Origin of the sequence: Dyella caseinilytica (assembly GCF_016865235.1) — a bacterium.
GTDB lineage: Bacteria > Pseudomonadota > Gammaproteobacteria > Xanthomonadales > Rhodanobacteraceae > Dyella_B > Dyella_B caseinilytica.
Map to the genome: position 1 here is coordinate 4,618,136 of NZ_CP064030.1, position 19,872 is coordinate 4,638,007.

Below are 19,872 nucleotides of genomic sequence, written 5' to 3' on the forward strand. Positions count from 1 at the left end.
GTTTGTCGAGATGCCCAACAGGTTTCGTTCGAAGCGAATCGTCATTCCGGCGTAGTTCGGAATCCATTCTCAATGCTTCGCGCAAATCATCCCTGGGCGAGCTTGCGACTTAAGGACCGGTGCTGGAAATGGATTCCGGCTTTCGCCGGAATGACGGCAAAGGGACATAAGGCACGGCGCAAGAGATCGGCTTTCTCATCAAAAACGCCACGCAGGGAACTAAATCACCGCCACGCGAACCATAACCCTATCGCCATGCCTTCCGGCACGGCCGGACTTCAGGCACATTTACGCGATGCCTAGGGAGGGTACAAAGTGGTTATGGATTTGCCCGCATTTTCTTCGAGCCTGCTGCCCACGCATCGCCTACGCCGAGCTGACATCGGCGCAAGGGCGATGGCATGAATGTTTTCGCGCCGATCATCCGCCGTCCGGTTGGTACCTCGCTGCTCGCTATTGGAGTGATTATCGCCGGCATTTGCGCCTACATCCTGCTAGGTCTGGCTGCTTTCCCATCGCTGGAGTTTCCTGGCGTGATGGTGGCGGCGCAGATGTCCGGCGCCAGCGCGCAGACCATGGCCACAACGGTGACGGCGCCACTGGAACGTCAGCTCGGCCGCATCCCCGGCATCGAGGAAATCGATTCGGATACCAGCGAAGGCGCGACGCAGATCCAGATCATGTTCGTCAGCGGCACCAACGTCGACCGGGCTGCCCGCGACGTGCAGGCGGCGATCAACGCCGCTTTACCGGAGCTGCCGCAGCAGATGGCGTCGTCACCGCCGCAATATTTCAAATTCAATACGTCGCAAATCCCGGTGCTGTTGCTGGAGGTGACCTCCACCAGCATGGCCCCGGACAAGCTTTACGATTTGGCCGACACTTTCATCAAGCCCGTGGTGTCGCAAATCAGCGGCGTGGCGCAAGTGCAGGTGCAAGGCGGCGCCCCGCATGCCGTACGCGTGTCGCTCAATAGTGCCGCCTTGACCGCGAAGGGGCTGATCGCCAACGACGTGGCCAATGCCTTGCGCGCCGCCAACGTGACCTCGCCGCAAGGCGTGTTGTCCAACGGCACGAGCCAGATAACCGTTACCGCGAACGATGCGCTGCAGTCCGCCAGCGACTTCGCTTCGTTGGTGATCGCCAATCAGAAAGGCGTACCCGTCTATCTGTCGGACGTAGCCAAAGTCGAAAGCGGCCAGCAGGATGCCTACCAGGCTGCCTGGTTCAACAACCAACGCGCGGTGACGCTGAATATCGCCAAGCGCCCCGAAGCCAATGCTGTGGCGGTGGTGAAGCAGGTCAAGGAAGCCATACCGCGCTTGAAGGCGATGCTTCCTGCCGACGTGCAGATCACGCCGATTTTCGACCTGTCGACCTCGACAACCTCGGCGCTTCACGAAGTGGAAATTGCGCTACTGCTCAGCATCGTGATGGTGGCGTTCGTGATGCTGGTGTTTTTGCGTCGCGTTCGCCCCACCTTGATCGCGATGGTGAGCGTGCCACTGTCGTTGGCGGGTGCGTTCGTGGTGATGTTCGCGTTCGGCTTCACCCTCAATATGCTGTCGCTGATCGCCTTGGTGCTGTGCATCGGCTTCGTGGTCGACGATGCGATCGTGGTGATCGAAAATATCTTTCGCCACATGGAGCGAGGGGTCGAGCCGCTGGATGCCGCACTGATCGGCGTACGCGAGATCGGCTTCACGGTGATTTCGATCACGCTGTCACTGATCGCCGTGTTCGCACCGTTGCTGTTCGGCAACAATGGACTGGTAATGGTCATGCGTGAATTCTCGGTCACGCTGATATCCACCATCATCATTTCCGCCGTCGTATCGCTCACGCTGACCCCAGCGCTGTGCGGCCGCTATTTGATGCAAGAGCAACCCGGACGGCACGTCCCGGGCCGGCTTGAACAGCTGGCCGAACGGTTCGATCGCTGGTCGCTGGCCGTTTACGAGCGCGGGCTGCATTGGGCCATGCGGCATCGACGCATCATGCGCTGGCAGCCCGTGTTGTTATTGGTGCTGACGGTGTTGCTGGCCGTAGGCGTAGTGAAAACCGCGGGGGGTGGCTTCATGCCCAAGAGCGATTCGGGCATTGCGCAGGCTTTCCTGCTTGCCGACGCGAACATTTCGCCCGATCTGCTCGCCAAACGCACCCAGGCTGTCTACGCCATCATCCTTGCCGATCCTGCGGTGCAGGATGTCGCCAGCTTTCTAGGCAACGGCAATGGCGGTGGTGGTGTCGGCAATCAGTCCTCGTTCTTCATCGATCTCAAGCCGATAGGCAAAGGGCCCAACGATCGCCACGATTCGGCGGACGCGGTGGTAACGCGTCTCAGCGACAAGTTCAAGCAGTTCACGGACGTGGAGGTGTCCGTCACCAGCTTGCAGTTGTTTGGCAACAACGGGTCCAGTTTCGGTGGCGCAAAGGGGCAATACGCGTTCAATCTCACCAGCAACAACGGTGATCCGCTGCAAGAGCCGACCCTGCAGCTGGCGCGGGAAATGCGCAAGATGAAGCAATTCCGCGACGTCTCCACCACCTTCGACAGCATCGGCAAGCAGCAGATGATCGAGGTGGATCGCAACGCGGCCTCGCGCATGCAGGTGAATATGGGACAGATCGACCAGGTGCTGTTCGATGCCTTCGGCCAGACGCCCGTGTCCACCATTTATTCGGACGTCAATCAGTACCAAGTGATCCTGATCGCCGACAACGCCAATTCGTTGCGGCCGGAAACGCTATTGAATCTCTATGTGCGCAACAGCCAGAACAAAATGGTGCAGTTGTCGGCGATGGCACACATCAAGCCCTACATCGCACCTGTCGACGTTCAGCACTACAAGCAGCTCGAAGCGGCGTCGATCAATTACAACCTGACCGACGGTGTGACGCAGACCGATGCACTGAAACTGATCGACGTAGCCATGCTCAACGCGCAGGTTCCACCTGGCATCGCCAAGCAGTTCACCGGCGACAATCAAAGGCTGGCCGAGGCGGGGACCAATTCGGCCATCCTGCTTGTTGCGGTGATCCTGGCGATGTACATCGTGCTCGGCATTCTTTACGAAAGCCTGATTCATCCGCTGACGATTCTTTCCACGTTGCCGGCGGCGGGCATGGGTGCGTTCCTGGCGATGCTGGTGACGCAAACGCAGCTCACCACCATGTCGGTGATTGCGGTGTTGATGTTGATCGGCATCGTGAAAAAGAACGCGATCCTGATGGTGGATTTCGCCCTGGTTGCCGAACGCGAAGGCGGACGCACACCACCGGAAGCGATCCTCGAGGCGGCGCTGGTGCGCTTCCGTCCGATCACCATGACCACTCTGGTGGCGATGGGGGCGGCGCTGCCGCTGGCGGTCGGCTTTGGCATCGGTTCGGAAATGCGCCAGCCATTGGGTATTGCCATTCTGGGAGGTCTGCTCGTATCGCAGTTGCTTACCCTGCTCAGCACGCCGGCCATCTACCTATGGCAACACGATCGACGCGAACGCAAGGCCAAGCGCCAGGAAAAACGCCGCCTGCGCCGCTTGGGCAAGCAGGTCGCGGCAACGTCCTGATGCAAAGGTATTCATCCGAACAGAACGATTAGATCGATAGAAGGCGTCGTTCATCCCGCCATCGTTCAACAGGCTGCATGCCGTATGGCAGGGATGGACGAAAGGCACATTTGTACGCCCGATGTTCAGGGTATGAGGTATGCATGGATAGCTTCGTACAACCCTGCCCATCTGGATGTGTCCGGTATCGACTCGCGGACCGGCAGGTGCACGCGTGAATATTTTCGAGCCAATCATCCGCCGCCCGGTCGCCACATCGTTGCTGGCGATCGGGTTGATGATCGCGGGGTTCTGCGCCTATCTGGTGCTAGGGCTGGCAGCGTTTCCGTCGATGCAGTTTCCCGCCATCACCGTGCAAGCAACCTTGCCAGGTGCGGATGCGCAAACGGTGGCGTCCACGGTGGTAGCGCCGCTGGAGCGCCAGTTCGGCCGCATTCCGGGTATTCAGGAAATGACCTCTGACGCCAATCCTGGCGGCATGCAGATCCAGATCCGTTTTGAGCTCTCGCGCAACGCCGATGACGCGGCACGCGATGTGGAAGCGGCCATCAATGCGGCGATACCCGATCTGCCCGCCGTGATGGCGCTGTCGCCGCCGCAGTTATTCAAGGCCGATACCACGCAGATTCCGGTACTGCTGCTGGCCATGACGTCCACCAGCATGGCGCCGGACAAGCTCTACGATCTGGCCGACACCTTGATGCGGCCGGCCATAGCGCAGATTCCCGGCGTCGCGCAGGCGCAGCTCATCGGCGGTACGCCACACGCCGTGCGTGTTTCGCTCAACAGCGGCGCACTGACCGCCATGGGACTCACCGCCAACGACGTCGCTAATGTGCTGCGTGCGGCCAGCGTCACTTCTCCGGAAGGCATGTTGAGCGACGGCGTGACGCAGATGACCGTCACCGCCAACGACGGACTGATCCATGCACGCGACTTCGCCTCCCTGGTGATAGCCAATGAGAAAGGCGTGCCGGTGCGCCTTTCGGATGTGGCCACCGTGACAAACGGCCAGCAGGACGCGTATCAGGCGGCCTGGTTCAACAACCAGCATGCCGTGATCCTGCAGGTGATGAAGCGGCCGGAAGCCAACGCCGTGCAACTGGCGCAGACCATTCGCGATACGGTGCCGCGTCTGGAAGCGCTGGTGCCCGCGGATGTACGGATCACGCCGATTTTCGACCTCACCGATTCCACCAAATCGACGCTGCATGAGGTGGAAGTGGCACTGCTGCTTAGCGTCGTGATGGTGGCGCTGGTGATGCTGGTGTTCCTGCGTCGGCTACGCCCCACCCTGATCGCGATGCTGAGCGTGCCGTTGTCCCTGGCCGGCGCACTCGTGCTGATGTACGCGCTCAGCTTCACGCTCAACATGCTGTCACTGATCGCGCTGGTCTTGTGCATCGGTTTCGTCGTGGACGATGCCATCGTGGTAATCGAGAACATTTTCCGCCACATGGAACGCGGTGCCGATCCGCTGGAAGCCTCGCTCAGCGGTGTGCGGGAAATAGGCTTTACAGTGATATCGATCACTCTGTCGCTGATCGCGGTGTTCGCGCCGATGGTGTTCGGCCACAACGCGATGGTGATGCTGATGCGTGAATTCTCGGTCACCTTGATCGCGACCATCGTCATTTCCGCGCTGGTATCGCTGACGCTGACTCCGGCCCTTTGCGGCAGCCTCCTGCGGAGAGAGCAAGCCGATGCAAAGCCTGGCAAGCTCGAAATCGCGGTGGAACGCTTCGACCGAAGCTTGCTGCGCATCTACACCACCGGGCTGGAATGGGCGATGCGCCATCGCCGCATCATGCGCTGGCAGCCTCCCTTGCTATTGATCCTGACGGTGGTGCTGGCCATGGCCGTGGTCAAGACGGCCGGCGGCACGCTGATGCCGGAAGGCGATACTGGCAAGATCGAGGCGGATCTGGTGGCCGATGCCAACATCTCGCCAGACCTGTTAGCCAAACGCACACAAGTGCTGGAGGCCACCATGTTGGCCGATCCGGCGGTGCTCGACGTTACGTCCTTTCTTGGCGGCAACAATACCAACGGCGCGGTGGCCAACGAGGCCACGTATTTCATCGATCTCAAACCGCGCGGCAACGGCCCCGGCGAGCGACCGGACTCGGCGGATAAAGTCATTGCCCGTCTCAAAGCGCAGTACGAGAAACTGACAGACGTGCAGATCGCTCTTACCAGCATCGGCTTTTTCACCAGCAATACTGGCACCAAAGCCAAGGGCAAATACGCTTTCGACCTCACCAGCACCAACAGTCAGGCCCTGCAAGGTCCAACCTTGAAGCTTGCGCAGGTGATGCGCACGATGAAGCAATTCCACGATGTCAGCACCAGCTTCGACAGCATCGGCAAACAGCAACTGCTGAACATCGATCGCAATGCCGCCTCGCGGATGCAGGTGGGCATGGGCCAGATCGATCAGATGCTCGCGGATGCCTTTGGCCAGACACCGGTTTCGGTGATCTATTCGGATCTCAATCAATACCAGGTCATCCTGACTGCCGACAACGCCGATTCATTGAGCCCGCAAACGCTGTTGAACATGTATGTGCGCAACAGCCAGAACAAGATGGTGCCACTCTCTGCGATGGCGCACATCCGGCCGTTTATCGAGCCGATCGATATCCAGCATTACAACCAGCTGGAATCGGCCACCATCAATTACAACCTCGCCGACGGCGTCACCCAGGCTGATGGTCTGAAGCTGATCGATCAGGCGATGTTCGCTGCACAACTACCGCCTGGCGTGATGAAGAAATTCACCGGCGATAACCAGAAGCTGGTGGAAGCAGCGACCAACGCGGCGGTCATCCTGATATCCGTGATCCTCGCCATGTACATCGTGCTTGGCATTCTCTATGAGAGCCTGATTCATCCGCTGACGATTCTTTCCACCCTGCCTGCGGCGGGTATGGGCGCGTTCCTGGCGATGTTGATCACGCACACACAGGTATCGACCATGTCGGTGATCGCGGTACTGATGTTGATCGGTATCGTGAAGAAGAACGCGATCCTGATGGTGGACTTTGCCCTGGTCGCCGAACGCGAACACGGGCTCGCGCCGCCTGAAGCGATCCGCGAAGCCGCGCTGGTGCGTTTCCGTCCGATCACTATGACCACGCTTGTAGCGATGGGCGCAGCGCTACCGCTGGCATTCGGTTTCGGCATGGGTGCGGAGATGCGCCAGCCGTTGGGCATTGCCATCCTCGGCGGATTGTTCGTATCACAGCTGCTGACGTTGCTCAGCACGCCTGCCATTTATCTTTGGCAGCACGACCGACGTGAGCGCAAAGCAGCGCGCAGGGCTCGCAAGGCGCAGAAACGTCTGCGCAAGCTGAGCGCCGAACCTTCCGTTTCCTGATACGCGGACTTTGTGTGACACTTTCCGGCCAGCAGGCAAATCAGGGGTGATGTCATGCAAGATCTGACGCTTGAACATTTTGTTGCGTTCGTGGATCAGGATTTTGCGGCCACGACCGAAGCGGGCGACCGCACCTGTTTCACCCTGACCGAAGCGCAGGCGGCCGGAAGTACGCCACCTGGGATTACGCGCCCGCCTTTCGCGCTGCTGTTTCACAACCCGGCCGAGGTGTTATTCCCGCAAGGCACGTATCGGCTGAGCCATCCTACGGTGGGCGAGGTGGAGATTTTCCTGGTGCCCGTCGCACGCAAGCAGCCTGGCTTCGTTTATCAGGCGGTCTTCAATTGAGACGGGACGGCACTTCCCAGCGCATGCGCAGATAAGGACCTTCTGCTCCGATGTGTTGGAAGCCCTGCCTTGTGTAAAGGCGCTTCGCGCCGAGATTGCGTTCGTCGACGTGCAAATCGACGCCTTGCGCTTGACTGTCCAGCGCACGCTGCTTGGCCCATGCCAGCAGCGCGGCGCCGAGGCCGCCATTGCGCCAAGCCGGCAGCAAGGCAATATCGATGACCAGGAAGTAAGGCGACTGACTCAGTAGATAGAAGCGCCCTATATCCACGCCTTCGCGTACCACCACGTAGAAATCGGCGGCGGAGAAATAGGTGACGAAGTGTTGGTGCTGCAACTGGAACTGGCTGTCCAGAAACGCGCGCCTGGCCTGTTCAGGCCAATCAACTTGATCGAGTTCACCGGCACGCAATTGGCCATACAACTCGCGCATGAACGGGAGATCGTCCAGCGTTGCCAAGCGCAGCTCCATGCCGTGCGCCGCCAACGGCTGGACATACGCCAGCGCGTCGTGGCGCTGCACCGGAAAGGGCGCGACGGCCATGCCCATCAGAACTGCGGGAAGTCGCCTTGCAGCGCTATGCAGTAATTCAGGGCCAGGAAGGGCTGGCGATTCTCATGCGGCAAGTTACCGCCAGCCGGGCCGATCGTGCCGGCTGCGAAAGGTGCATTGGCCGGCGCGCCGGATACAAACGGAAGGGTTTGGCCTGGCGGCAAGATGCCGTAGTTGGCCGCTGGCAAGCCCACCCGCTTGGTCGAATCGGTTTGCACGAACAACGACATGGCGTGTGTGTGTGCCGGCATGGTGCTTTGAGTCAGCGCCACTGTCTGGCTGCCGAAGGTCCCGCCCAGGTTGCGCTGCGTCAGGCCTGGCCCTTGCCCTGTGCCGCAAGGCGCAGCTCCCATCAGATTAGGCAAAGCGAAAGTCTGTCGACCGTCGCCGCCGTACGTCGTTCCGATCAGCGAAAACAAAGCCGTATATTGACGGATCGGAAGCAACGCTCCGTTGCAGAGCGCCCAGCCGACCGGCGCGAAATTGAAACTGAGAATCTGGATTTCGCCCAAGTATGGCGTGGTCATGTCGATATCCCCTGATGTACCGTTGCGACCAATGAGATGCTCGCTGTTCGATCAGCTTTGCGGTGGGTAGATGCCTGCGTAAGCGATGCAAAATGTGAGCGGCAAGGTGGGCATGGTGTTGTCATGCGGCAAGCTTCCACCTGTAACGCCGACACTTTGCGGCGCAAGCACCAGGGCGGGCAGGCTTGGCGTGACAACTGTGGTGTACATCTCGTCGTTATTGAGCGAAGCCAGCTCGAGCGTATTGGAAGGAACGTTTTTCGACGCCGCCGCGGTGGTCGCCCAATAGCTGTGCGTATGCTGTGGCAAGTTGGGTGTGGTCAGGGTTACTGTCTCGAAGCCACCTGTTTGCCCCCTGACACGCACCGATAGTCCCTGTCCTTGGCCCTGATGCAGGGGTATCCGCCCGCGCAGATCCGGCATACAGAAACCAGTTTGACCGTCGCCGCCATAGGTCGTGCCAATCAACATAAACAACGTCTGATAGGCGTTGATGCTTTGCAGGCTTCCATCACAGGCAAGCCAACCAACCGGAATTCTCCCGTTCGCATACGTAAACAGCCGAATTTCTCCAACATAGGGCGTGGCCATCACATGCTCCGCATCAAATATGGATAAGGGAAACGATCACGGCCGCGAAGGGAAAACGCCCACTAACGCGATGCAATAGTTGATCGTGAGAAATGGCTGCATGTTTTCATGCGGCGCTCCGCCACCGGCCATGGCCAGTGTCTGCGGATTCAGCACCACCTGCGTACCCGGTGTGCCGTAGATCGCTTCATTTCCCGTATTGCCGTAGAGCGCACCCGCCGGATTCTTGAATACGCCCGTCGCTGTCGTTCCCACGGCAGGATGCGTATGCGAAGGCATCTGCTGCTGTTGCAGCGAAACGGTTTCAGCACCCGCGATCAAACCTAAGGGATACAACGTCCCATCCTGCGCTGTACCCATTCCTATCGGCACTCTGCTTTGCAAGTTAGGCAACCCGAATGTGCGGATTCCATCACCGCCGTATTGGGTTCCGATCAATGAAAACAGCGCAGCGTTCTGTTGGATCGGCAACAACTGCCCATTACACAGTGCCCAGCCTTTTGGCGGGAAACCGAATCCCGTAGGCATGATCTGCCCGATAAAAAAAACAGCCATCGTCCCTTCCCCCTGGATGGTGATAACGACGTCCCCGCTGTGGCGAGGGCCAGCCACTGTCCTCCAGGCATCTTCAACTTACAAGTGACAATTGACCTCGTCACGCAATCTTCACATGGCAAGTCATGTTGACCAACACTATCGAGTGCGCCGCTTTCCTGTTCCAATGGCGATAGGAGCACCGACAACGGGGACGGGGCATCCTTCGCTTTTTGCACCGCAAGAACGTGCATCAAGGCAAGTAGCGCCCTGAGGGACCGGACGAGTTGCTGCAATGGCACATCTTCCGGTGGTGAAGCAGGGAAGGGGGAATCGTTATGTCGCACCATATGCGTGGGCGTCTTTTGGCGTGCGCGGAATTATTCCGCCGCATCACGTTGCGCGTTACTGCAGACTGCCGCATACCTCGTGCGCGACGCGGTAACAAACTGACCCGGCTGCTTGTGCTGTTGCTGCTTGCAAGCAGCGCCATTGTTCCAGCGCTGGCGCGCGCGAACGAATGTCCAACCTTCAACGAAACGGTATCACCGCTGGGCAGCGTCACGTTCAACATCACGTGCTCTCCCACCGGAGCGGAAAGCGTCACCAACGGTCAATACGGTACCGTCACCTCTTCCGGCGAATCGGACACGTTGACCTACACCAACACGAAGACAAGCCCCACCAACACCGATCAATTCACCTTCGTCGACGACAAAAGCGAAACGATTACCGTCGATATCACCATCGGTACGCCGACCTATCCGCCAATCACGCTCAGTCCGTCACCTCCTCTGCCCAGCGGCTCGGTAGGTACTACGTACACAACTCAGACATTTACAGCCAGCGGTGGCAACGGTGGCCCCTATACGTACAACATCGTCAGCGGCAATCTGCCCAACGGCCTCAACTTCAGCGGCAACACGATATCTGGCACACCCACCGAGTCAGGGTCGTTCTCGATCGAGGTGACCGCATCGGATACCGCCGGGAATGTCTCCAACCCTGTTACCTACTCGTTATTGATTAACGGCGGCGTGCTTTCTGTTTCACCCAGTGCAGCACCCGCAGGCAATTTGTACGCGCTGTATTCACTCACGATGAGCACCACCGGTGGTACCCCACCCTATACGTATACCTATGGCAACACCGGTAGCCTGCCACCCGGCATAAGCTTCAATGCCGGTACGTTCAGTGGCACGCCATCGCAGACTGGCACCTTCACCTACGCCGTAAATGTTGCCGACAATGCCGGCAACAGCGAACGTGTCGATTACACCTTCGTCATCAATCCGCCGGACATCACGATATCGCCAACGACGCTGCCGGCCGGCACTCAATACACCGCATACAGCCAGGCATTGGGCGCAAGCGGAGGAGATCCCAGCGGCAGCTACACCTTCCAGCTGTCCAGCGGCACCTTGCCGACTGGCCTGACACTCAGCTCCGCCGGCGTGCTGAGCGGCACGACCAGCGCGAGCGGCACTTACACCTTCTACGTTGTCGCTACGGACAGCAGTCCCGGCCCTGCTGGCCCGTACAGCAGCAGCCCGCAGAAATATACGCTGACCATCAACGCAAACCTGCCGACGATTACCACCACATCACTGCCAAACGGTACCGTTGACGTCGGTTACAGCGAGCAGATCACCGCAAGCAATGGCGAGGCGCCCTATCAGTTCTCTGCTACGAGCTTGCCGGCTGGAATGCAGATCAGTGCTTCGGGCCTGATCACCGGCACGCCGACCGCCAGTGGCAACAACTTTTCGCCCACGGTGACAGTGACTGACCACGTCGGCAATACGGGAAGTCAGACGTTTGCGATGACCATTCTGGCACCGACGATCGCGATATCGCCGAGCAGCCTGACCAATCCCGCCCTGCATGTTGCCTACAGCCAGACCATCGCAGCCTCTGGCGGCACGTCGCCCTATACCTACGCACCGCTCAACGCTGCCGCGCTGCCGCCGGGCTTGACCCTTTCAAGCGGCGGCGTGCTCAGCGGCACACCAACGACGAACGGCAGTTATACGTTCAGCGTGACCGCCACGGACTCCACCACCGGACAAGGGCCGTATTCGAAAACCGCCAATTACACGGTAACGGTCAGCGCGCCGGATATCGTGGTATCACCGAGCAGCCTGTCGAATCCGCAAGTCGGCGTGCCCTATAGCGTGACATTCGGCGCGAGCGGGGGAAGCGGCTCCTATACCTATGCCGCCAGCGGTACGCTGCCGCCGGGTTTGACGCTGAATGCTGGCGTCCTGTCCGGCACAGCCACAGCGGGTGGGAGCTACAACTTTACGATCACGGCCACCGACAGCAATACCAACACTGGCAGTGCGTCTTATCCGGTGACGGTGAGTAATGCGTCGATCACGCTGAGTCCGTCCACGCTCAATGCTATGACGGCCGGAGCAGCTTTTTCGCAGACGCTCAGCGCCAGCGGTGGCACGCCGAATTATCAATACAGCGTATTGACCGGCACACTGCCGGCCGGCTTGAGTTTGAACAGCAACACCGGTGCTATCTCTGGCACGCCTACGGTCGAAGGTCCGTACAACTTCACGATACAAGCCAGAGACAGCAGCACCGGCAGCGGGCCTTATACGGGATCACTGCTATACAGCGGAAACATCGCAGCACCCAACATCGTCATCTCGCCATCTGGCAATACGCTCAACGCCAACTATGCACAAGCCTATTCCCAGACGTTTGCCGCCAGCGGAGGCACCGCGCCGTACACCTATTCGATGAGCGGCGTGAGCATTCCAGGCCTTTCCTGGAACGCTGCGACTGCAACACTGTCCGGCACACCGACGCAACCTGGCAATTATTCGATCACCATCACCGCCACGGATCACACCGGCGGAACTGGTCCCACCAGCTTCAGCCAGAGCTACACGTTGACGGTGGGCACGGCATCGATTTCGATCGCACCCTTGTCGTTGTCCAATGGCAGTGTCGGAACGGCTTATCCCAGCACGACGCTTTCGGCGAGCGGAGGCATTGCGCCTTATACGTATGCGCTCGCGGCGGGAAGCAGCATGCCGCCCGGCCTCACCCTCAGCTCATCGGGTACGATCAGCGGCACACCGACGTCCGCCAATAGTTTCACGTTCAGTGTGGTCGCCACCGATCACGATGGCGCGACCGGAACCCAGACGTACAGCAACGTATTAATCGGTGCGGCAACGATCACACTGACACCCAGTTCGCCCGCACTGCCTGTCGCCATCGCCGAAACGGCTTACAGTGGACCCTTCAGTTCATCAGGCGGCACGGCACCGTATCACTACGCCATCACCGCGGGTGCGCTTCCCCCCGGCCTCACTCTGAGCAGTACAGGTGTGTTGAGCGGAACGCCAACCGCGTCGGGTAACTACAGTGTGACGATACGCAGCACCGACAGCAGCACGGGCACCGGCGCGCCATTCTTCACCAGCATCGCCTACACGCTCACCGTCAACGCGCCGAGCATCACGATCAGTCCGAGCACGCTAGCTGGCGCCCAGGTTGCCGCCGCGTACAGTCAGCAACTCACCGCCAGCGGCGGCGATGGTAGTTACACCTTCAATGTCAGTGCGGGCTCGCTGCCGACCGGTCTGAGCCTGAGCACGTCGGGCCTGCTTTCCGGTACCGCCACTGCTGCAGGCAACTACAGTTTTACCGTCACCGCGAAAGACAGCCTGAACTTCACCGGATCGCAGGCTTACACGATCAACACGCTGCAGCCCAAACCGGTGACCGTCAATGACACGGCCAGCACGCCAGCCAACCAGGCGGTGACGATCAATGTCACCTCGGTCGATACCGGGCCGATCACCAGCATCGCCCTGGGTACGCCGCCGACGCATGGCACTGCCGTGGTGAATGGACTGGCCATTGTCTACACGCCGACGCATGACTTCTACGGCACGGATACGCTCACCTATACCGCGACCGGCCCGGGTGGCACCTCTGCTGCGGCCACCGTGACGATAACGGTGGCACCGCTTGCCGTGCCGACCGTGATTGCGCAAAACGTTACGGTGCTGGCGGGCAATAACATCAGCATCAATCCGACGACGGGCGCGACCGGCGGGCCGTTCACCGCGGTCAACATCGTCAAGGCGCCTTCGTCCGGCACAGCCACCGTATCGGGCAGCACGATCAACTACAGCACTGAGGTGAGTGCATCGGGCCAGGTCGCTTTCACGTATACGCTGAGCAATGCGTTCGGCGCCTCGCAACCGGCAACGGTAACGGTGACGGTCAATCCGCGTCCGATGATCGCACCGCAAAACATTTCTTCCATTGCCGGCCGATCGGCGCAAGTGAATCTCACGCAGGGTGCCAACGGTGGCCCGTTCACCGCAGCGACGCTGGTATCGCTGTCGCCGAGTTCCGCCGGCAATGCGCGAATTGTGCCGATATCGGGTGGTTATCAGCTCGACTTCACTTCATCGCCCACCTTCAGTGGCGCCGCGGTCGTGACCTATACGTTGAGCAACATGTACGCGACATCGGCGCCCGGCACCGTGACCATTACGGTGGCTGCGCGGCCCGACCCCTCGAAAGATCCCGAGGTGCTCGGCGTGCTCAACGCGCAAGCCGACGCGGCACGTGAATTTGCACAAGGCCAGATCGGAAACTTCCAGCAGCGCCTGGAAAGCCTGCACGGCGGTGGCGGCGATGCAAGCGGAGGCTTCCAGAACAACCTGACCTTCATGTCGGGCGACAGCAATAATGCCGCCCTCTCTCCGCAATGGCTCAACAACAATTCGCAGAACACGCCCGGCAATCTCAATCGCCGCTATATGGTCGATCCGCAAACACCAGCCAATCCGACCACAACCTCGTCATCGACACTGCCCGATGGCTATGTGCTGTGGTCCGGTGGCGCGGTGAATTTTGGCTCGCGGGATACGACGGCGACGGCGAACGGCTTCGACTTCACGACCGCCGGCGTCAGCATCGGCCTGGATCGACGCTTCTCGTCCTCGTTTGCGACTGGCGTCGGCATCGGTTACGGCCATGACGATACCGATATCGGCCACAACGGCAGCGACGATACCGCAGACAGCTACAACGTCGCGTGGTATGCGAGCTTCAGCCCGAGTCCATCGACCTTCATCGACGGATTGATCGGCTATCAATGGCTGTCCTTTGATTCACGCCGTTATGTCACGGCCGATAGCAATACGGTGAATGGCAACCGCGATGGCCACCAGACGTTCGCCTCCGTGTCTGCGGGCTATGAATATCGCAGCGACACATGGCTGATTTCACCGTATGGCCGCCTTGATGTCGCATCCGCACGACTCGATCAATATACCGAGCAAGGTGATGCGATCTACGCCTTGAGCTACGGCAACGAACTGGTGAAGACCACCACGGCCAGCCTCGGTCTGCGTATGAACTACGTCATCAAGGAAGACTACGGCAGCGTGATGCCGCAGCTGCGGATCGAATACGGGCACGATTTCCAGGGCTCCAGCCAAGCCACGATGACTTATGCCGACCTGCTGGCAGGCCCGATCTATCGGGCGCAGGTGGATCAGCTTACGCAGAATCATTTCATGATCGGCATCGGCCTTAACTGGGAGCTGGCTCGTCAGTTGACCTTGCGATTGGAGTACGAGAATGAAATCAATGCCGGCGACCAGAACGATCAGTCGGTGTTGTTCAATGTGCAGAAGAAGTTCTAGGCCAACTACGTGGCGTAGAAATGCCTGTCGTCCCGGTGCAGGCCGGGACGATGCCTATGCGTTGTTGCGTTTGCGGACAAACCTGAGCCACTGCGAAGCAGGTCTTAGCGGCGCCTAAACATCAAGGCATCAATCGCTCGGACCCGTGCAAGCAGCGTAACGCTTGCCCTCGACCTGCAGGACATCGTGTTCATTCAACACGACATTTCCGGTGTAGTGCTGCGGTGAATCGAGCGTGATGCGACCGTGGCCTGTCTGCGCGCCACAACTGATATTCCACGCCAGCGCGGTACTGGTGCGATGCTCGCTGCTGCGCTGACAGCTGGCATCTGGCGCCATCACGTCCACGAAGGTTTGCCACGGATCGCCACCGTCATAGAGGCATTTCCACTTCACCAGCCCTTCCCCGATGTGACCATCCTTCACGGTGTGCAGGGTGATCTTCCACAGACCGGGCATGCTCTGAAAATCGCCCGGATCGGCGTGTGCACCGGGGCTGATCGTGCTGGAAGCACCAAGCAGCAACAGGGCGGCGACGGGATTGGACCAGCGGCTGAAGTGACTGACGGATCGCGCAAACAAGCTCATCGTAGGGTTTTCCAGTTCAGCAGTAACAGAAAAACATACCCCGCCCGCACGCGGCGGGCGGGGTATGTGCAGCAGGATACTCAGTTCTGTGTTGCGGCAACGCTACCGTTGTTAGCTTCCCAACCACGACGGAAGTCGAACATATCCATCAGGTCACCGATGGCCGGCGCATTGACCGGTACATACGGATTGTTGGGGAATTGAATCGGGTTAGGCAGGTTGTCGCGGCTGCGGCCCGAGATCGTCTGGTTGATGCCCCAGTTGGCTTCGACGAATTTGTCGAACGACACATGGTCGAAGTAGGTGTGCACGACGCGGCCACCGGTGGAGTACTTGGAAACCACGAGCAGCGGGATGCGTGTGCCGTCGCCGAAGAAGTCGATCGGCTGCACGTAACCGGAATCGTAGTAACCACCACCTTCATCGAAGGTGATCATGATGGCGGTGTTGTTCCACAAGGTCGGGTTGGCTTGCACCATCTGCACGATCTTCTGCACATAGCCTTCATACAGTTCCAGCTTCGACGAAGCGGGGTGACCGTCCAGCAGTCCGTCCGGTTTGGCGATGGCTACCGCCGGCAGAGTGCCGTTCTGGATGTCGCTGTAGAGGTTGTTGATGTCCTGGTTGTTCGCACGCAGGGTCGGGTTGGTCATGACCTGCGTGGAGTACAGGAACGGGTCGCAAATGTTGCAGAACGTGCCAGCTTCACCGGATTCCGTGCCGCTTGCCCAACCTTCGCCGTAGTACTTCCAGCTGACGTGATGGCGCGTCAGCAACAGCGCTAGGTTCTGCTGTTTGGTCGGTGGAACAGTGTATTGATCCGCACCCAGCGGAGCTGCTTCACCGGTACCCAGATAGCCCGGGTTGTAGTTGTTGACCAGGTAGTAAGCGCCCGGCTTGCAGTCGGTGCCGCGGAAGGTGTGATACGGCAGGGTCTTCAGGTAGCTGCGCACTGCGCCGACGCCCGGCTGGGTGTCGTCTGCGCAATTCACATAAGAACCACCGCTGTAGCCATCCTGCACCCACCAGTTGTTGGTGCCGCTCTGCGAGTTCGGGTTTTCGATTTGGTTGGTCGGCGGTACGGCCGGATTACCGTTTGCATCGGCGTAATAGATGGCGTCACCGAAGCCCAGCATGATGTGGTTGGCACCCGTACCGCCCATCACTGACTGGTGGAAGTTATCGCTCAACGCATACTGCTCGGCCAGCTGCTTCAAGTACGGCGCATCGCCCTGGGCCATGTTGAGGAACTGCATCGAGGTGGAACCTTCACCCGTGCTTTCATCCGTGAAGCCAGCCGGCTGGGTCACACCGTTGTTACCGGCGCCCATGGTGACTTCCACCCAGGGGAACAGGTCAGCGCGGCAACCGCTGGGATTCTTCGCGGTGGCATTGGCGACGCTGCAATCGAGCTGCTGCCACATCTGGAAGAAGCGATGCACCGGGCTGTTGGCGTAGTCGTTGTAGCTGATCGACGCATGCATGCTGACCGGCGCGTTCGCCAGCGTGGCCGGGAAGCGCGTATCGACCACGTCATTCGGCAATCCGGTGCCGCCTTCGGCGAGTTCAACGTAGTCAGCGCTCGGCAGCGCCGGCTCGATCGCCTCGGCTTGCGCGGCGGAAGCGAGATAGGGCTGGGTCGGTGCGCTGCCGGTATTCATCTGCGGCAGGTTGCTGTAGGCGCTGGTGTGCGTGGGCGAATTCGAATAGTTACCAGCCTGGTTGGCTTGCCACTGCTCGGCCTTGGCCACATTCGGGCCAGGCGTGCCGTCGGCATTGACGATGCCTTCGGAGAGCAGATTCTCCACCTTCTGTCCGGCCGGTGGCGTGTAGGTAGCGAACACGTGATCGAAGGTGCGGTTTTCACCGATCAGCAAAATGACATGCTTGATCGGCGTGCGCGTGCGATTGCTGGCGTCCTGGCCGTTGTTCGGGTTGTAGAGCGTCACGATGCCGCCCGGCTGGCCATTGGTGGCTGCCGAGGCGTTAGGTGCGCTGGTGAGGCGCGCGTCGTTATCGAGCTGCTGGTTGGTTTGCGCATTGGCGATACCGACAATGCCGGTCGCGAGCGCGCACAACATGAAAGGTTTCAACCGGGTACGGCCAAACTTCGTAGGCATGACTGGTGTCTCCTGCTGGCGTTCTGCGAAAGCCCGCAATCGAAGTAATCCCCCTGATTACAGTTCGCGCGCGTGAGCCCCTCACGAACCGCAGAAAAGTCTGCGCCGCTTAGATGACGTAACGTTGGCAGGTCCACGACACTTGATCGGTGCCTCATGACAATGGCGCGACAAATGTGACATCGCACACTTCATTTTGACGCAACGTTCACGAATGCGCCGGCAAGACCTCGTACGGCCGCATCATTTCGTTGTCTTCGTGCTCAAGGAAATGGCAATGCCACACGTAGCGGCCGGGTTCGCCTTCAAAGCGCATGGCGATGCGCGTGACCATGCCCGGATCAGCACGCACCGTATCCTTCCAGCCCATTTCATGCGGTTCTGGTGACTGCGCAGGTCCGGTGAAAATCAGCTCGCGACGCGCATTCCATGCGAACAAGTCGAACGGTCGGCGATCCAGCAACTGGAAACGCACCAGATGCAGGTGGATCGGATGCGCGTCGCCGGTGAGATTGACGAAGCTCCAGGTTTCAGTGCTGTTCTGGCGGGGATTTTCGCTGATCGGATCGGACCAGCGCTTGCCATCGAGCAACATCTGCATCGCGTTGCCGTTGGCATCATCGATTTCGTTCAGCGTCATTACGCGGTGGCGCACGGCGCTGGCCGGATCGATGCGCGGCACGTCACGCAGCGCAGCAGGCAATACCGACGTATCACGCTGACTGCTACTGCGCACACGAAATTCCAGAATGCCTTGCGACTGGTGGCGCAGCTGAACCGTCTTGCCGGCCAAGCTCGAAAAATCGACAACCACATCGGCGCGTTCCGCGGGATACAGCTCGATACGCGCACGCTCAAGCGGTTTGCTCAACAATCCCTGATCGCTGGCGATCTGCATGAATGCCTGATCGTGCGACAGCGTGAGATCAAAGAAACTGGTGTTGGCCACGTTGATGAGACGCAAACGGTAACGTTGCGGCTCCACCTCGAAATACGGAAAGATCTTGCCGTTGCACAGCGGTATATTGCCGTTGCACTGCATGACCCACGGCGCGGAAGGATCGTCGGAAACCGGGTAATACAGCTGGCCATCCTGCGCCAACAGGCGATCGCAAAGGATCAGCGGGATATCGTGGTCGCCCGATGGCAGGCCCAGCTTCTGCTCTTCCGCATCGCGCACGATGAAAGCACCTACCAGCCCGGCGTAGATGTTCAAGCGCGTAATACCCATCGCATGATCGTGGTACCAGAGCGTGGCGGCATCCTGACCGTTGGGATAGTGATAAAGCGCCGAGCGGCCCGGCACGTACCAGTCTTCCGGATAGCCATCCGCATCAGCCGGTACGCGTGCGCCATGCACATGCGTCACCGCGCGCACTTCCGGTTGGTCTTTTCCGGCGCCGTGAATGGTGTGATCGATCGGCAGAAAGTGTTGCGTGGGCAAAGCGTTCGCCCATTCGATCAGCAGCGGCTCGCCGCGGCGCGTTTCAAATGTCGGTCCCGGAAACTGTCCGTCGTAACCCCACAACGGCGTGGGCGGCACATCGCGATGCAAACGCGCTTTGAAGGCACGCATTTCCATGCGGTAGTAAGGCAGTTGCTGACCTGGATACGACGCATGCGCACGTTGTCCCGCCACGCGGGCAATGGTCGGTATCGGCAAGGGATCGACGAAACGCGCCAGCGATGTGGGGTTGATCAAGGGCACCTTCGGCGCCGCCAGCATCGCTGCCGAGGTGCGTTGCGCCATCGGCATGCTCATCGGCGGCGGCGTGAACGCATTGGCTTGGCGCCAGATATCGGCAAACGCAGAGACGCCGATCAAGCCACTGGCCCCGCGCAGGAATCCGCGTCGACTGATGGTCATGTCTGTCCTGCTTTGCTGTCGTGGAGCACAGCCACAAAGATGCAGTGGCAGGCAGCCAACTGCCCGCTGGCGTCATAGGAGTGAGTCATTCCCGCACCCTAAGCAG

At 59.7% G+C, this 19,872-nt stretch carries 11 protein-coding genes; 4 read left to right on the forward strand and 7 right to left on the reverse strand.

What is annotated here, in order from left to right:
• Nucleotides 1-401: 401 nt before the first annotated feature.
• The 3 genes from ISN74_RS20190 (at nt 402) to ISN74_RS20200 (ending at nt 7,296) form a co-directional block, all read left to right on the forward strand.
• Entirely contained in the window at nt 402-3,569 is a 3,168-nt protein-coding gene (locus tag ISN74_RS20190; protein ID WP_188795815.1) for an efflux RND transporter permease subunit, read from the forward strand.
• 214 nt (nt 3,570-3,783) lie between these two features.
• Nucleotides 3,784-6,948: an efflux RND transporter permease subunit gene (locus ISN74_RS20195; protein WP_188795817.1), complete on the forward strand. Its 3,165-nt coding sequence runs from the start codon at nt 3,784-3,786 to the stop codon at nt 6,946-6,948.
• A gap of 54 nt (nt 6,949-7,002) precedes the next feature.
• Nucleotides 7,003-7,296, forward strand: coding sequence for a DUF6916 family protein (locus ISN74_RS20200; protein WP_188795818.1), 294 nt, complete (start codon nt 7,003-7,005; stop codon nt 7,294-7,296).
• Here ISN74_RS20200 and ISN74_RS20205 read toward each other — a convergent pair.
• From ISN74_RS20205 to ISN74_RS20220, 4 genes are read right to left on the reverse strand one after another with little or no spacing between them, the layout of a single operon-like run.
• The gene (locus ISN74_RS20205) at nt 7,289-7,846 is read right to left on the reverse strand and encodes a GNAT family N-acetyltransferase (RefSeq protein WP_188795820.1); all 558 of its coding nucleotides are present in this window, start codon (nt 7,844-7,846) and stop codon (nt 7,289-7,291) included. The genes ISN74_RS20200 and ISN74_RS20205 overlap by 8 nt on opposite strands.
• A complete protein-coding gene (locus ISN74_RS20210; RefSeq protein ID WP_188795822.1) occupies nt 7,846-8,376 on the reverse strand; it encodes a phage tail protein in 531 nt (176 codons plus the stop codon). The genes ISN74_RS20205 and ISN74_RS20210 overlap by 1 nt, the downstream gene beginning before the upstream one ends.
• Nucleotides 8,377-8,427: 51 nt before the next feature.
• A complete protein-coding gene (locus tag ISN74_RS20215) occupies nt 8,428-8,967 on the reverse strand; it encodes a phage tail protein (RefSeq protein WP_188795824.1) in 540 nt (179 codons plus the stop codon).
• Between the two features lie 36 nt (nt 8,968-9,003).
• On the reverse strand, nt 9,004-9,522 hold the full coding sequence (locus tag ISN74_RS20220) for a phage tail protein (RefSeq protein ID WP_188795826.1): 519 nt from the start codon (nt 9,520-9,522) through the stop codon (nt 9,004-9,006).
• Between the two features lie 317 nt (nt 9,523-9,839).
• Here ISN74_RS20220 and ISN74_RS20225 point away from each other — a divergent pair, with 317 nt between their 5' ends.
• Complete coding sequence (locus ISN74_RS20225) at nt 9,840-15,191, forward strand: putative Ig domain-containing protein (protein WP_188795828.1); 5,352 nt, start codon at nt 9,840-9,842, stop codon at nt 15,189-15,191.
• 129 nt (nt 15,192-15,320) lie between these two features.
• Here the strand turns inward: ISN74_RS20225 and ISN74_RS20230 are convergent, their stop codons facing one another.
• The 3 genes from ISN74_RS20230 to ISN74_RS20240 form a co-directional block, all read right to left on the reverse strand.
• Nucleotides 15,321-15,779, reverse strand: coding sequence for a hypothetical protein (locus ISN74_RS20230; protein ID WP_188795830.1), 459 nt, complete (start codon nt 15,777-15,779; stop codon nt 15,321-15,323).
• An 80-nt stretch (nt 15,780-15,859) separates the two neighbouring features.
• Nucleotides 15,860-17,899 (reverse strand): alkaline phosphatase family protein, encoded by a 2,040-nt coding sequence (locus ISN74_RS20235; RefSeq protein WP_188795832.1) that lies wholly within the window; start codon nt 17,897-17,899, stop codon nt 15,860-15,862.
• A gap of 208 nt (nt 17,900-18,107) precedes the next feature.
• Nucleotides 18,108-19,766: a multicopper oxidase family protein gene (locus tag ISN74_RS20240; RefSeq protein ID WP_188795834.1), complete on the reverse strand. Its 1,659-nt coding sequence runs from the start codon at nt 19,764-19,766 to the stop codon at nt 18,108-18,110.
• Nucleotides 19,767-19,872: the final 106 nt, after the last annotated feature.